This is a genomic window from Aliamphritea spongicola (genome assembly GCF_017051665.1).
Classification (GTDB): Bacteria; Pseudomonadota; Gammaproteobacteria; order Pseudomonadales; family Balneatricaceae; genus Amphritea; species Amphritea spongicola.
This window is the reverse complement of record NZ_JAFIDL010000128.1, coordinates 1-282: the sequence shown is the minus strand read 5'-3', so window position 1 is coordinate 282 and position 282 is coordinate 1. Positions and strand designations below refer to the sequence as shown.

At 61.0% G+C, this 282-nt stretch carries 1 protein-coding gene; it reads left to right on the top strand.

The window, feature by feature from the left end; genetic code table 11:
- The coding region (locus JYB63_RS23025) for a DALR anticodon-binding domain-containing protein (RefSeq protein ID WP_336510922.1) at nucleotides 1-234 on the top strand (234 nt) is incomplete at its 5' end.
- Nucleotides 235-282 lie beyond the last annotated feature (48 nt).

Here is a 282-nt window from a genome sequence, read left to right as displayed (position 1 = left end):
CAGCTGGCGACTCACCTGGTGGTGCTGCGCGACAAGCTGCAGCCGTACTTCGCGGCGGGCAACTACCAGGAAGCGCTGGTGGAACTGGCCGCGCTGCGTGAGCCGGTGGATGCGTTCTTCGACAACGTGATGGTAATGGCGGACGATGCGGAAGTGCGCGTAAACCGCCTGACGCTGCTGAGCAAACTGCGTGAGCTGTTCCTGCAGGTGGCGGATATCTCCGTGCTGCAGTAAGCGATTCTCTGCTGTGAAAAGGCGCCTGCGGGCGCCTTTTTTATTTCC